This is a genomic window from Pseudonocardia hierapolitana, from assembly GCF_007994075.1.
Lineage (GTDB): Bacteria > Actinomycetota > Actinomycetes > Mycobacteriales > Pseudonocardiaceae > Pseudonocardia > Pseudonocardia hierapolitana.
In genome coordinates this window covers 6,193,887-6,206,532 of sequence record NZ_VIWU01000001.1, presented here as the reverse complement: position 1 = coordinate 6,206,532, position 12,646 = coordinate 6,193,887, and the positions used below count along the sequence as shown (strand labels likewise).

The following is a 12,646-nucleotide window of genomic DNA, read 5'->3' as shown; positions in this document are numbered from 1 at the left end:
ACTGATCTAACCTCGGGCGGGTGACCAGCGGAAATGCTGGTCACCCGCTCAGTGGTAGGCAAGCATGCCGCTCCCAGTCAAGATATCGGCATGTCCCGCGCTCGGCCTCGCTCTCGGCCGCTACCCGATCTGAGCGTCCTGCTCGACTCGTGGACGGTGCATCTACGCGCCGAGCGCAAGAGCCCCGAGACGGTGGACAACTACACCACCGGCGTGCGCCAGTTCCTTGCCTGGTGCGCCCAGCAAGACCGGCCCGCGGTGCTCGACCGGGCCAGTGTGAACGAGTTCGTGGCGGCGATCCTCGACCGCGGCGTGGAGGCGGCTACCGCGCGGGCACGACAGCTCGCAGTGCGTCGGTTCTCCGCCTGGTGCGCTGACGAGGGCGAGATCGACTACGACGACCTGTTAGGGCTCAAGCCGCCCAAGCTCGACCAGAAGGTCGTCGAACGGCTGTCCGAGGATCAGATCCGGGCGCTGGTGAAGGCGTGCAGCGGGACGGACTTCCGGGATCGCCGTGACGAAGCCCTCGTGCGGTTCATGCTGGAGGCCATCGTGCGGGCAGGCGAGGTGGTCGCGATGACCACCGCAGACGTGGACATCGTCCGTGGGATCGCCGTCGTCCGCCGCGGCAAGGGAGGCAAGGGCCGCCCGGTGCCCTTCGGCCCGCAGACCGGCCGCGCGATAGACCGCTACATGCGGGTCCGGCGCAGCCACCGCCTCGCGGCAGATCCGCCGCTGTGGCTGGGCGACCGGGGCAAGACCCTGTCGTATGACGGGCTCTACCGCACCCTCAAGTACCGCGCCGAGCTGGCAGGTATCCCGAACTTCCACCCGCACGTCACCCGGCACACCGCCGCTCAGCGGTGGCTGTCGGCCGAGGGATCAGAAGGCGGTTTGATGGCGGTCGCGGGCTGGACCCGGCGCGACATGCTGGACCGCTACACCCGCGCCACCGCAGCCGAGCGAGCCGCGGAGGAGTCCCGCCGGCTGAACCTGGGTGATCTTTAAGCGACCTCCGCGACAGTTGGCAGGAGCGGCGCCTTGGCACGCTCGGGGGCGACGCCAAGGGCATGCCGCGACGCATCGCGGCCTCACGGGTGGCACGTCGTAGTGGTCGTCGCCGACGAGGTACGGGCGCGTTCGATCCCCAACGAGACCGCGCCCCCCGCCACATCGCGGGTGGAAGGGGAAGCTGTGCCGTATAGGCCGTGGTCATCCACAACCGCTGCGCCGCCTCCACCACTGGATCAGCCAGTGTGGGCTGACATCCGCTTGGGTCATCCGCTGGCAGCTGCCCCCTGCCCGGCGGCGATGCCTCCCGTCGACCGGGGTCAGACAGGTTCGGACGCGGCCTGCGAACTAGAGATTCCAAGATCGTGTCTCGGAACAGCACCCCGTGTTGCCGGACAGTGCCGCTGAGCTGCGGGGGCACCTGCGGCGGCTTCCAGACGTTCCGTGCTGGTCCTGGCGTTCCCGGTAGGTAAACGTGGGATCTGATCTTGGGACTGTCACCCCATGCCATCGCTCCAGGCTCGGTTGGGCTCGCCGGGGAGTCGCTGGTTGTGGTTGGTGACAGCGTGGGCCCGGCCAGCTCCTAGGGCTCGGCCCGGGTGCATCTGGCTCCGTCAGAGTAGATGGCGGTGACCCCAGCGGCGGCGAGGAACGCCAGAAGATCGTCCCGAGGGCGCGTCGGTACGAGCACGGCGTAGCGCTTGCTGTCGACAAACCGTCCGTAGTCGAGGAGCTGACCGACGGCCATACGAAGGGCATCGCGGGTGACGGTGCCCTTCGCCTCGACGAGCTCGCCGGTCGTCTCGTTCCACAAGTCGCTGTAAATCGGAGCGGACTCCCCCGCGGGCACGACCCGAAGTCGGCTCACAACTTGGCCGTCGAGATCGAGCGCGCGGCGGTACCGGTGAACGAGCTCCGCCTCACGGCGCTCGGCCTCGTACGGCTCGCGGGTCGGCGTGACGTGTGCCCGCTCCGTGTGCCTCTCCTCGATGGGCACATTCGTCACGGTGTGCGTGGATGGCGGTGGGACGGGGAGCGACGGCAGGTCTACAGGAACCGGCTCGCTTCGCTTGAGCCGGAACACGACGACCTGGCGTAGGACGTTGACGTCGCCGGTCTCGTGAGCATCGGTGAAGTAGTAGTCGACCAGCGAGAACTCGCCAGGTACGCAACCGACGTGCCCTCAGCGCGGAAGCCTTCGCGAACGAGTCGCTTCTGGAACTCGAGGAGACAGGATGAGACCTGGACTGAGCCCTCCGGATTCTGTTCACTCTGTAGAGCTTGATCCAAACCGCCGCGGCGGGCGGCCAGGCGCAAGAACTCGTGCGTCTACTGCCCTTCGCTCGACCGCGCCGGTTTCCACGAACTGATCGACCGCTTTCCTAGCTGCCTCGCTGCGCGCGTCCATCTCCTCACGAGTAGCAGCCTTGTGGATCACACGCAGCTCGTCGACGACCTGATCGGCGGCCAGGCGAACGCGCTGGTCGTCGGCAACAAGCTGGACGCGGAACAGCGCCTCGATGAGGCTCGTACGCAGCCGGTAGGACTCGAACCGGGCAAGTCTGTGCTCCTCGCCGTCCGGGTCCTCGGTACGGCGGTGCCATCGGTCCATCAAAGCAAGCCGGTACTGGATAGCCACGCCAGCGAACGCGCTGTAGGCATCCAGGCGCTCTTGCCGCAGGCGTTCTGCGCGAGTAAAGGCCTGAGTGCGCTCAATGCTGCGCCACTGAAACTGGTACGTCAGGAACGAACCGAGCAAGGTCCCGAGCACCGCTATAGCTGTAGTCGCGATAGCCATCCCGTCCACGTGCGCCTTTCCGCGGGTCTTCGGAGTGATGGCGGGCCGGGCGCACCGCCACCGCGCTGCCCGCAGCGCCTCGACTGACCGCTAGCCGGCGGCGTGGACAGCTGGGCGCCGAGCGGCAAGGGCTGCGGGTGCTGCCCGTTGCTTATCAGATGTCAACTAGCGGGAGTTGCGCAGCGCTCTGTCCCACGCCGGAAACTGACGGCCAATCGCCGTCAGGCTATCAGCGATCTCCGGCCCGCCGCAGCCTGCGGAGGATTATGAACTGACCGGTAATGATTGCCGATGAAATGATGACTCCAGCTCCCACACCGATCGTGGCGCCATCACCAACGGGGTCACTGGCCCCCACCTCTCCCCCGATACAGAGCGTGAAGGCCATCCCCATGGCGAACAGCACGGATGTTAAAATTGGCACCCACCACGATGCAAGTACGGCGGCAACAGCCGCTGCGAACCCTGCCCCGGTTCCGCCTGTTCCAGTAACCAGAACCACGACTATCGCCGCAACGACGATGAGACCGACAGTGATGCCTCCAGCAATCAGGGCAGCAACTATGCAATCCTCCAAGGACATGACTATCTCCCCACGGCGACATCGAAAAGCCGACTGTCTTGATAAAGCACTTCCGGCATCATTTCACCATTTCGAGGTTAGGGATGCGAGCTAGCGGTGGCAGCGGCAACGCTCGGCCCCGCTGGAACCGACCGGGAGGTAGAGCTGCTCATCGCGGGACTCGCGGAGGGCACCCATGGCGTTACCGAGCGTCATAGCCTAGCGAGTTCGTGTAGTAGCCGGACGACGACGTGCTGGTAGTGGCTGGCATCGCTCGACCGGGGGAGCGGGTGGGTCGCCGGCGCCCTTGGCGGCTCCTGGGCGAGCAGGGTGTGGCGTCGCCCATCGCTGCCCGCAGGCAACGTGCTAGGCGGGGGGTTCGGTGTTTCCTTCGTCGGGTTGGCCGGCTGGTCCTGCCGCCTCCACTGCAGATGGCCACCGTCACGCTGTCTGCGACGATCACGGTGTTGCTCGCCTACGCGTCGGCGGTGCTGCACAGGACCGTCTCGCCGACGTCGCGCTCGCGCTGGGCGCGATCATCACCGTCCTCGCCGCGGCGGAGGCCTTCTTTTCCCACCGGGGCCTATGGGTCTTGCGAACCGCGACCGTCCGCGATCTGGAGATCTTGGCCCGCCGCCTCGACTACTACCAGGCCGGCCTCGACGGGCAGGCTCCCGACACGGCGGCGGTCGTTTACCTTGAACGATCATGCCCTCACCGCGATCGCTCTGCGGGGAAGCGCTGAGGGGCTGCCCGTCGCGAGCAACCGGCCTGCCATCATCTCGCGCGTGATCCCCACGAGGCCCGGGAGTCGTTCCGATGCGTGACCGCACATTAGAGGGATATTGGTGGCTCCCAGGGCGAGAAGACACCAAGATCGCCGGGATCCTGACGTATGACGGCACCGACCCGAGCCTACGGCTCCTTGGCGCCTTCAGGAACGAGTCCGCACCCGACTCCCTCCCCGTGGAGCCCGTGGTGTCAGCTCCGCTCATCCGGGGTGCTTGTGACGGCACGGCCGTGACGCTTCTGGACTGCCGTCAAGTCCAGTTTCGAAACAAGCTCGGCGTGACTGACGGTTGGCGGCAGACCCTGCATGCCCGGCTCATGCTGGTTGGCGGCATCTGGCTGGACGAGGCCGATGAGGAGTTCTTCGACAAGATCGTTATGGGGATCGACCACCTCCTCCCGTGGTCCAACCAGTCCGGCCTCGTGCGAGCCTTCGAGCAGGTCAATGACCGCTCGAGCTCGGTCACGGTCAGCTGGAAGCCTGCCGAAGCTCTCACGGCGCACGTCGGAGACGCCTCGATCCAGCTCCGACTGCGCGGCGTGACGAACGAAGCTGCCCACGCTGACCGAACAGTCGAGTCGCTCGCCGAGCGAGCAGACCTGGCGGTTACCGTCCCCGAGCCCCGAAGTGCATGGACACTGATCGATCAGTGGACCAAACCGCTTCAGGACCTCCTGACCCTGGCTGCGGACACTCCGTGCGGATTGCACGACATCACCTTGATCCGGACGGACCCACCGCAGCAAAGCCCGCCAGACGCCGAGGCGCCACAGGGGCATCCCGTCAAGGTTGAGGCCTACTTCGCACCGCTCTACCGAGCGAAGCCGGACAGCAAGGCTGTGGCCGACCATCAGGCGCTCTTCACCCTGAAGGACATCTCGTTCGCTGATCTTCTGCCGACCTGGTTCGAGATGGTAGATCGCCTCGGGCCCGTGATCGGGATGCTTCTTGGCCAGCGCTACATGGCGCGATCCTTCATGGAGAACCGGTTGATCACGGCCGTTGCAGCAGCTGAAGGCCTCCACCGGCGTCTATTGCCTGACCAGACGTACGTGTCTCACGAGCAGTTCGACGCAATGCAGGCGGCCCTCGTGAAGGCCGTGGCGCCTGAACACCGGCAATGGCTCACGAGCCGGCTCTGGAACGAGCCGAGTCTCAAGCAACGGCTCATGGAACTCGTCGACCGGCTGGGTCCGGAAGTTGTCCACCCGTTCATACCCAAGGCGAACCGCTGGGCGAGGGCAGCCACAGAGGCCCGAAATGTCCTGGTACATCGCTTCGACGTCGATCCTTCTGACGACCCACCCACCGGCCCAGTGATGTACGCACTTGCCGAACTGACATCAGCAATGATTACGCTGTCGCTACTGCAGGAGATTGGCCTCAGCACCTCGAAACTGACGGCGTTGGCAAATCATCACCAGTCATTCCAGTGGGTTCGGGAGGAAGCCAGCAAGTACGTTCCGAAGGTCTTTGGCATCAGCGCCTAGCTTTTTCGAGTGCTACCTTCGGTTCAGGAAGCTGGGCCGGATCCGCCGCAGGCCTGTAGCCGCTTTGGCTGGGTGTTGCCGCCGAGGAAGACCCAGCGCGAGCCCGCCCGGACATCGACATGCGTCGAGCACGACGTAGCTTGACGTCTCGATCGGCACGGCGAGGTTGGCCCCGAGCCGCACATGCAGCCCTTCCACCTGCACGGCAACCTCGTGATCAAGTGCCAGTGGCCAGGAACCCTGCGAGGCATCGCACGATCTTCAACGGATCGGACTCCCGTCCTACTCTCCTGCACCTCATAGCATATGAATCGCAGGCTAGATCTAGCGCAGCAAGTGCCGCCTTTGCCGGATCGGACTCGTACATGCCCCAGCCCGACACCTCGACCTTCCGCCCGATTCCTGACTCCTGGATCCCAACCTCGGAAGCGACTATGATCGGGAGACCTACGGCTACCGCCTCCATGATTGTTGATGAGCCACCCTTTGTAACAATGACATCGCTCATCGCCATCAAGCGCGGCATCTCATTAGTCGCACCAACTATGACAAGGTTGGCGCCGTGCCTGCGCCTGAGTCGACGCGCAAGGCTCCGATTTCGACCTGTCACGACAACAATATTGGCTTTTCGATCATCCTCAGCAAGGGCTGAAACGACTGCCAAGGTTGGACCAGCACAAGCCTGTCCCATCGTGACCAGAATGACAGGTCTGTCGGCAACCACTCTCGATGCGTTCCTAGCCGCATACGCTTCCGATCGCGTAAAGTCCGAATGCACCGGAAAAGGCAGGACTTCGAATGGCGAGTTGAGGCCGTACGAGAGCAGTCTTTCAAGTACGGCCACGTCGCACGCAATTGTTGCGTCTATTCCCGGACACACCCAGAGGCGATGGAGCGACGAAGACAAGTCTGTGACGACAACAGCAAGGTAGTAGGGTCGATCCACAACTGTCCGGATATGGTCAAATACATGAGCTACGGCGGGGGCCGTAATCACGATTAGGTCAGGTTGGTGCTCCTCTACAATCCGGCGAGCCGCGTCTGCCGTGACCGCCTTTAGTATTTGAACTACCCGTGCCGCCGGCAGTGCCCTATTCAAGAATCTGAAGATCGCGTCGTAAAGCCAGACCGCATTTCGCGTCAGCCAGCCGTAAACTGTTGGTAGCGGTCGAAGTAGAGACACGCGACGAAAGAAGTCCTCTTCCGCTAGCAGGAGGGCAGGATATTCCCTCCTTGTGGCATCGAGCAAGGCCTTCGCTACACTCTGATGTCCTCCCCCGGCAGTCGAGTATACGAACAAGACTCGCTGCATCTTTGCGGTCCCCTCCTGAGTGCGAGGCCGGTTTGGCGGCACGTTCAAGGCCTAGCGATAGACCACGAGTGAAGTAGCGGACTTTCGGGCGGCGGCAGCGGGCCACTGGACCCGGTTCGCGTCGCCCTCCGGGCTATTTCGTACCCTTTCTTGTAGGCAGCGCGCAGCTCGATATATGCACTGACGTTCAGACTAGCGAGGAGGACGATACCGATCACATACAAGTACGGCACGAATGCCGCTTGACGCAGCGATACGACGAATCCCACGATGGCGAGTAACCCTAGGAAGGTCGCGATTGAGAGATACATGAGGCCATGACTAAGCCTCGACTGCCGTACGCTCGCGACATATATTTCATCCAACAGGACCTGCTCGCCCAGGCGTTCGTTGATCGTCTCTTCCAGATACCGCTTATGGCCCGCGCGCGAGAGCATCTCAGTAAATGCCTGCAAGGCGAACGCATAGAACACCAGGAGCGGAAACGGGAGAACGACTAGGATGACGTGACGACTAGGGTCGAGCCCAAGCGTTAGACTTCCGATCAGCACGACGATACTTAGACTGAATATCCGCTCGAAGCTGAGCAGAAATGCAGGCAGCGCCTTACCGAGCTCTCGAGCTTCCTGAATCATTGCATCAAGCGCAATTCTCTCACGGTCATCAGGTCCCATGAATGTTGCCCTCCTCGAACCGAGGAGGGCAACATAGCGTTGAGCCAGGACCTTAGTCATCCGCTGATCGGTCGAACATCGACCTATTTCTGCTCCCTGCGGGTCGATTGGGCGAGGCCGCGCGTAGAATGAGGTCCTCTAAGCATGAGCACGACCCCGATGATCATCGGGACGTGCTCTCAGGAGATCTGCGGCTCGCAGCTCTTGTTCGCAGTGTGAATCAGACTTTGACGGGGTGGATGATCCGCCGCCGAGCGGGTACCTGAAGGCGACTGGGCGCGTGCCCGGCCTGCTCAGGTGGTGGAGGCGCACTGTCGATGGTCGCTGGTTCGGTTGTCGCCCCGGTTTGAGGTTGACCGTTGACCTGCACGGCCTGCAATTGGTTCCGAGTGGCGTCGATCACCAGCGCCGGGAGACGCCGCGTCGGACATGAGGGAACGCTGCGACCGTTGCTGGAGGGGCCCACCCAGTCGTCGCCGTGGCGGACCGCGCGGTCGAACTGGAAGCCGGTGCGCCCTTCGCGGCTACGGAAGCCGGCTCACTCAGCGGGCGCACCGCGGTGTACACGATCTGGGGCGGGTGATCAGCAGGTTTTGTGCCCCCGGCAGGACTCGAACCTGCGACCCAGGGATTCCAGGATCATGCCTTGGGGCGGTGCCTCGCGGTGCCGGACACTACCGCCCAGCTGCGCGGGTACCTGCGGTGACTTCCCGGCGTTCGGCGTGGTTCCTGGCCGGTAAACCTGGGATCCGATCTTGTGGCGACCGCCTCGCACGAGGCGACCCTTGCGAGGCAAGGTCCACTACTTCGGTCGGCATCGATCAAGCTCCAGTTTGGACGTCTGCCCCGAGTACTACTCCGTTCGCCCCGCCGCTGACCTGCGCTCACAGGATGCAGCACGGTGCATCCTTTTGACGGCTCGCACCCTGACTAGTTGCACGCTAGCTGCACGGCCCCCGCCCGCGTACCTTATGGGCACTAAGCGGAGGTCATGTGGCGAACGTGGCCATCCTCTAGTCCCGACGGGGCTGTCAGACGGGCCGCATACGATCGCCGCCGTGGACCTCAAGGGCGCGCTACTCGGTGTCGTGACGTACGGCTATCGACACGTAGACGAGAGACAGCAACCTGCGCAGGAGCACCTTAGACGCAGTAAGCAGCAATTGCCTGATCTCCTGCCGCCCGGCATGCGCGCGCTTGTCAGCGGATCTGGCCAGTCGCTACCTGTGGTTCCTTGGATCGCAATACTCGATCCTGACGTCACCACCACCGCCAAGGAGGGACTGTACATCGTATATCTGTACAGTGCCGATCTTTCTAGACTCTACCTCAGCAATGAATCAAGGAGTGACGCAACACAAAGACAATGCAATGCGTCGAGGGCTGTCCGGTGCCGCCGCTGAGCGGGCGGCACTAGAGGAACTCGACAAGGAGAGCGGACTACTTCGCAGCCGCTTCTCAGTTGAAGCACTCAAGGGCATTACCTCGAAGATCAAACTCGACGCGGACCGCTACTTTCTTCCACGAGCCTACGAGAAGGGCAACATCGCCGCAATTGAATACTCGGTTCGAGATCTGCCGAGCGAAGAGGTATTGCGAGAAGATCTTACCCGCCTGCTAAGTTTCTACTCGGCCTGCGTCGAAGCTAAGCGTGAGGTGCTCGCTCAGCACCCAGGCATAATCGCGACTTCGCCAGACAGTGAGCGCGCGAAGAAGAAGTTTCGCCCCAGCCGCCGGCATTCAAGCCTAAGAGTGGCGCAAGCTATCGCGCCTCTGTCCGGACTCATGAACAAGTACGCCAGCGCCGTCATGAGGATCTACTGACGTCATTCCGCGACTGGGTCCGCGGATCACAGCTCGAAGTAGCGAACAACACCCATCCGTGCGACATGACCGTGGACGATGAGGCGGACCACTGGCTAGTAGAAGCCAAGACCGTAGGCCCTAACGCTGAGATCGCGGTCCGTGAAGCTATCGGCCAACTCTTCTCTTACCGACATTTCTGCTATCGGGACATTGGCCGACCAGATCCATCGCTGATCGCGCTGTTCTCTGAGCCAATTGGCAACGCTTTCGTGGATCTCATTTTATCGCTAGGTATTGAAGCCATCTGGCGGGAGCCAGACAAATGGGCCGAAAGGTCGCCAGATGACCATATAGGACTCCTGGAGAGGATCGAGCAGAGGCGTGCCAATCATCCGCGCTAAGTTGAGTAATTCCGCGCTAGCCACGTCCGCGCTGTGCCGGATTATCGGACAAGAATCGCGGGAGATGTCACCCGACACCTGTTGGCTGCGAGTGCTCGCTGAGCTGAAGCTGGGACTGCCTGACTGCCAGGCACTTGTACATCTGATCTGAGCTGGACCGTGCACAGCCCGGCGCAAGCCGGCTCGTCGGGTCGCACCCGATCACGCCAAGCTCGCGACCCACCGTGTTGAGCCAGCATCCGCCCCGGGTGTGGTTTTGGAATCTATGTCCCCGGCGGCAGTGCCTCGATCCGCCCGGCATGAGGGTCGAACCAGAACCGAGGTAAGCCCGGCCAGATTGATGGGGACCACCACTGAGTTCGGAGCTCCGGCTGGCCGGTAGGATCGGCGGTCAGCCCTCCATGGGCGTCGATAAAATGACCAGTTGGCATACTGCCCCAGCGCGCAGGTATCCAACGGGGGTCGCCGACCAGGATGCCAATGAGGCCTGCCTGGCGAATCGGCAGCGAGTCAGCCTGTAAACGCCACTCCTTCTCGTGCGTCCAGTCGGAGTAGCGACCGACGGCAGTTTCGAACCTGACAGCCCACTCTGCTGCCGGAGTACCCCTGGCCTGCTCATAAGCTTCGGGACGCGCATACCATACGGGGCCGCCGCCAAGATCGAAAACGCTCTGCTTGGCGAATATCAGCGCCCAGGGTGGAAACGCTCGGCTTGTAACGAGCCACGCGAGATGCGCCTCAGCTGCCTCAGAGAAGCACACAGAAGGTCGAGCCGCATCGAACGCTGCACTTCCCCGCAGTCGCTCCTCCCAGAGGATATTAGCTAACCGCTCCGGGGGCGACATTGCTGCGATCGCCGTGTCGAGCCCCCAGTGTTGAGCAGTTCCTGGTGGACGGCCGCAGAAATGGACCAAGATGCTGGCCTGCCCGGGACCTGAAGTCTGGAGAGAAGGGCTGGTCATGCTCGCACTACCTAGGGCGCGCGATCGAGGTAAGCATGAGCCTAAGCGTCTCGGTCCGCCGACGAAGGACCCCGGTCGTCCGCCACGAGCAGAGGTCCGTCGTGATGAGTAGTTCGACTAGAGGCGCTGCCGACGTGGCTCCACACCGGCGACAGAAGTAGCACCGGTTCCGTTCAGCTTGCAGGATATCCTACTTTCCGTCGAGAATGGCAGGCACAGTAATCGAAATGGCCAGGACGATCAGGCTTGCAAGACCGAAGATGCAAAGCCCAATCGACCACATTCTATAGCCTCCGATATGAGCAAGCGCACTGAAAGGTTGCGCATCTGGATCTACTGCATTGCGGGCGCTCTGCCACGATCGCCCATGGAAAGCGGAACTATTGAGTTGTGCCTCACGCTCTTCAAGCCAGTGCGCATCGGTAATCTCAGACTGCCTATGGCGAACGAAGAGCTGCAGTGTGAGTACGGTAACGATCAGTGAGAGACTCGAAGAGATGACGCGAGCGGCTTGGCTAGTATCGGCACCCAGCGAGACAGTGAACAAAAATGCTTGTGCGGTGATGCTAAGGATCGGAACTTGCCACATCAGGTTATCGAACTGCGTCCTACGCGCCGCGACCGCCGAGTACATGGCAATCTCGCTGGGCGATACCGTCCCCGATGGTGGAGTGCTCGAACTGCCAGATGTCACAACTTGTCTCCGCTCGACTCAGTCTCTGGCGCGTCTGTCGCTTAGCGGAGCTGTGGTGTTACGCGTTCAGCTGCCGCGGGCGCCCAATGCACCGACCCTGCATCTCCGAGCTGGCCGCGCGCTGACCGGCCCCGGGCCGTGCCCTCTGGGTTATGAGTCGGGTGGAGGACGTCTCTGGGCGTCTCACAAGTAGCAGCGAGAGCATCGCGACCTGCTGGAACAAGTCCAAATCGTCTCACCCCACGTCGCTCCGCACCGGCACCTCTCAGGCCGTCGTGGTCACAGATCTGGTCACTGCCTCGGGTGACGCTCGATGTGGCTCGCCGAGCCCGCTAGCGCATCCGATGGCCTGGCGCAGCCGCATGGGAAGCCACCTGGCAGCATCCGGGCGGCCTCGCGGCCTAACGAGATTGCTCCCAGAAGTGACACGAGGACGAGATCCGATAGAATCAGACGAATGATTCTGAGCCTGCAGCTTCCAGAAGCAGTGGTTGATTGGTCACAGGTGATCAGTGCTGGCCTCAGCCTACTGGCGTTAGTGCTCGCACTTTTCGCGATTGTCAACGCCAAGCAGGATCTGGCGAACGAAAGAAGAATAGCACACGAACTCGACGTGCTGCGCAGCATTGCCGATTCGCTACGGTCGTTCGGCTCCTCCTCACTGCTTCAGCTCATGAGAACATACCTACATATCCTCCCAGGCAACCAGGATTTCCCGATCGCCCGGGCCCAGTTCGATGTTCGGGCTACGGACGAGGCGAAGCAACGCCTGGCAGAAATCAAGCAATCATCTCCGCCGAGTCCTATCGAGCAGTACCACGCAACACAAGAGCTACTGGACATCTACAGGGGTGAGCTTTACGACGCTATAGACAGGCGCGCCTCATCTCACCGACCTGTCCGCTCGGCGCGGTCATGAGCACTTCCGTGTGAACGCCCGTCCACCGTCCTACCGAGGAGCGCTCCGTACCGTTCACGCTGGTCACGGTGCTGGTCAGCGTCGATCGCGACCACCACTGACGACCGGCTGACCCGCCCCGCGAGAGCGATGAAGCGCCGTGACGACGCCTCGTCCAACATGAGCGAGCATGCAGATGTGGCCGAGCGACACGGCACCTGCGATTCGCAGTTGCACTGGATCAAGCG

The 12,646-nt window shown here is 62.5% G+C and carries 11 protein-coding genes; 5 read left to right on the top strand and 6 right to left on the bottom strand.

What is annotated here, in order from left to right; genetic code table 11:
- Nucleotides 1-33: 33 nt before the first annotated feature.
- Nucleotides 34-1,008 (top strand): tyrosine-type recombinase/integrase, encoded by a 975-nt coding sequence (locus tag FHX44_RS29615; RefSeq protein ID WP_246170659.1) that lies wholly within the window; start codon nucleotides 34-36, stop codon nucleotides 1,006-1,008.
- Between the two features lie 586 nt (nucleotides 1,009-1,594).
- Here FHX44_RS29615 and FHX44_RS29610 read toward each other — a convergent pair.
- From FHX44_RS29610 to FHX44_RS29600, 3 genes are all read right to left on the bottom strand, one after another.
- Nucleotides 1,595-2,008: a hypothetical protein gene (locus tag FHX44_RS29610; protein WP_147258793.1), complete on the bottom strand. Its 414-nt coding sequence runs from the start codon at nucleotides 2,006-2,008 to the stop codon at nucleotides 1,595-1,597.
- 270 nt (nucleotides 2,009-2,278) lie between these two features.
- Entirely contained in the window at nucleotides 2,279-2,782 is a 504-nt protein-coding gene (locus tag FHX44_RS29605) for a hypothetical protein (protein ID WP_212612706.1), read from the bottom strand.
- 256 nt (nucleotides 2,783-3,038) lie between these two features.
- Nucleotides 3,039-3,392, bottom strand: coding sequence for a hypothetical protein (locus tag FHX44_RS29600; protein WP_147258792.1), 354 nt, complete (start codon nucleotides 3,390-3,392; stop codon nucleotides 3,039-3,041).
- 798 nt (nucleotides 3,393-4,190) lie between these two features.
- On the opposite strand from FHX44_RS29600, the gene FHX44_RS29595 reads away from it, so the two are divergent.
- On the top strand, nucleotides 4,191-5,651 hold the full coding sequence (locus FHX44_RS29595; RefSeq protein WP_170309092.1) for an ApeA N-terminal domain 1-containing protein: 1,461 nt from the start codon (nucleotides 4,191-4,193) through the stop codon (nucleotides 5,649-5,651).
- Between the two features lie 217 nt (nucleotides 5,652-5,868).
- Here the strand turns inward: FHX44_RS29595 and FHX44_RS29590 are convergent, their stop codons facing one another.
- Entirely contained in the window at nucleotides 5,869-6,963 is a 1,095-nt protein-coding gene (locus tag FHX44_RS29590) for an MGDG synthase family glycosyltransferase (RefSeq protein ID WP_147258790.1), read from the bottom strand.
- Nucleotides 6,964-7,007: 44 nt separating this feature from the next.
- Nucleotides 7,008-7,637: a hypothetical protein gene (locus FHX44_RS29585; RefSeq protein WP_147258789.1), complete on the bottom strand. Its 630-nt coding sequence runs from the start codon at nucleotides 7,635-7,637 to the stop codon at nucleotides 7,008-7,010.
- 971 nt (nucleotides 7,638-8,608) lie between these two features.
- Here FHX44_RS29585 and FHX44_RS44320 point away from each other — a divergent pair.
- Complete coding sequence (locus FHX44_RS44320; protein WP_425469159.1) at nucleotides 8,609-9,040, top strand: MrcB family domain-containing protein; 432 nt, start codon at nucleotides 8,609-8,611, stop codon at nucleotides 9,038-9,040.
- Nucleotides 8,973-9,461 carry an MrcB family domain-containing protein gene (locus FHX44_RS42905; RefSeq protein ID WP_281287922.1) on the top strand — a complete coding sequence of 163 codons (489 nt, stop codon included), beginning with the start codon at nucleotides 8,973-8,975 and terminating at the stop codon, nucleotides 9,459-9,461. The genes FHX44_RS44320 and FHX44_RS42905 overlap by 68 nt, the downstream gene beginning before the upstream one ends.
- A 1,535-nt stretch (nucleotides 9,462-10,996) precedes the next feature.
- Here the strand turns inward: FHX44_RS42905 and FHX44_RS29575 are convergent.
- On the bottom strand, nucleotides 10,997-11,440 hold the full coding sequence (locus FHX44_RS29575; RefSeq protein ID WP_147258788.1) for a hypothetical protein: 444 nt from the start codon (nucleotides 11,438-11,440) through the stop codon (nucleotides 10,997-10,999).
- A 517-nt stretch (nucleotides 11,441-11,957) separates the two neighbouring features.
- On the opposite strand from FHX44_RS29575, the gene FHX44_RS29570 reads away from it, so the two are divergent.
- Nucleotides 11,958-12,419, top strand: a complete 462-nt coding sequence (locus FHX44_RS29570; protein ID WP_147258787.1) for a hypothetical protein — start codon at nucleotides 11,958-11,960, stop codon at nucleotides 12,417-12,419.
- The last annotated feature ends 227 nt before the right edge of the window (nucleotides 12,420-12,646 follow it).

What these genes read in the sequence shown, in the direction of transcription:
- FHX44_RS42905 (WP_281287922.1), top strand. Translation starts at nt 8,973, where the DNA reads ATGAATCAAGGAGTGACGCAACACAAAGACAATGCAATGCGTCGAGGG.
- FHX44_RS29615 (WP_246170659.1), top strand. Translation starts at nt 34, where the DNA reads ATGCTGGTCACCCGCTCAGTGGTAGGCAAGCATGCCGCTCCCAGTCAA.
- FHX44_RS29590 (WP_147258790.1), bottom strand. Translation starts at nt 6,963, where the DNA reads ATGCAGCGAGTCTTGTTCGTATACTCGACTGCCGGGGGAGGACATCAG.
- FHX44_RS44320 (WP_425469159.1), top strand. Translation starts at nt 8,609, where the DNA reads ATGGGCACTAAGCGGAGGTCATGTGGCGAACGTGGCCATCCTCTAGTC.
- FHX44_RS29570 (WP_147258787.1), top strand. Translation starts at nt 11,958, where the DNA reads ATGATTCTGAGCCTGCAGCTTCCAGAAGCAGTGGTTGATTGGTCACAG.
- FHX44_RS29585 (WP_147258789.1), bottom strand. Translation starts at nt 7,637, where the DNA reads ATGGGACCTGATGACCGTGAGAGAATTGCGCTTGATGCAATGATTCAG.
- FHX44_RS29595 (WP_170309092.1), top strand. Translation starts at nt 4,191, where the DNA reads ATGCGTGACCGCACATTAGAGGGATATTGGTGGCTCCCAGGGCGAGAA.
- FHX44_RS29600 (WP_147258792.1), bottom strand. Translation starts at nt 3,392, where the DNA reads ATGTCCTTGGAGGATTGCATAGTTGCTGCCCTGATTGCTGGAGGCATC.
- FHX44_RS29575 (WP_147258788.1), bottom strand. Translation starts at nt 11,440, where the DNA reads ATGTACTCGGCGGTCGCGGCGCGTAGGACGCAGTTCGATAACCTGATG.